The 852-nt window shown below is 30.8% G+C and carries 1 protein-coding gene; it reads right to left on the bottom strand.

All coding sequences use genetic code 11. From position 1 onward, the window contains the following. Nucleotides 1–547, bottom strand: a 547-nt coding sequence (locus M595_RS28055) for a hypothetical protein (protein ID WP_023069933.1), incomplete at its 3' end; no start/stop codon positions are given. Nucleotides 548–852: the final 305 nt, after the last annotated feature.

Here is an 852-nt window from a genome sequence, read left to right as displayed (position 1 = left end):
TGCTCTTCCGATCTATTATATCTAATCCCCAACAGTATCTTTTATTTGTGTTTTTTAATCTTTCTACTCGACCTTTTAAAAAAGCTATATTATCTTTGGTGTTTTCAAGCAAAATCTCTGATTGTATTTTTAAGTTGTGAGGGCTTAAACTTAATGAAAAAATAGTGACATGATCTGTATGAATATACGATTGGTCTGATACACGAATTAAAAAGTATAATCTAATTTCATAGTCAGGTTTACTTGACTTATCAAGCCATGCTTGACTAACCGAAAAATTAGGATAATGCTTTAAAGATTTTTCAAGATAGTTGTATGTAAGATTTGAAATTTTTTTTAAGTTTGAAAAAATTTTTGAAAAAACTTGTGTTTTTGAAGAACTGAATTGTTTACCTTCTATTTCTGAAAATTTATCTATAAAATCAGGTAAATGTTCAAACATATCCTTAGTAAAAAGAAATTCTTCTTGTTTCTCACTCATTTTAATCTCAATCCCTTTAACACTTGCTTTAACAGTCAACCAACCAAACGTGCAGTTATTAACCATTGTACTCTCAAAACAGTCGCTATCAAGCAGAATTAAAGATGTTGATGTAGGACTTGGAAAAATGCGACAACAACGGTATAATTAACTCGGATAAATTCAAAAAAAGTTGGTATATTTTCTGATTTTAGTTGTAAAAATGATAACATACTGAACTGTATATTTCTCTGTATCGTCCTTAAAATCCCCCTGCCCCCAAAAATTCCCTGCCCCCTAAATCCCCCAATAATGGGGGACTTTGATTAATAGGTGACTTTGATTAATGAAGAACTTTGAAAAGGAAATTCTAATTCCCCCCAGAATTGGGG

It is taken from the genome of Lyngbya aestuarii BL J (assembly GCF_000478195.2).
Lineage (GTDB): Bacteria > Cyanobacteriota > Cyanobacteriia > Cyanobacteriales > Microcoleaceae > Capilliphycus > Capilliphycus aestuarii.
Note: the sequence above shows the minus strand (reverse complement) of the source record. Positions and strands in the feature narration are given on the sequence as shown.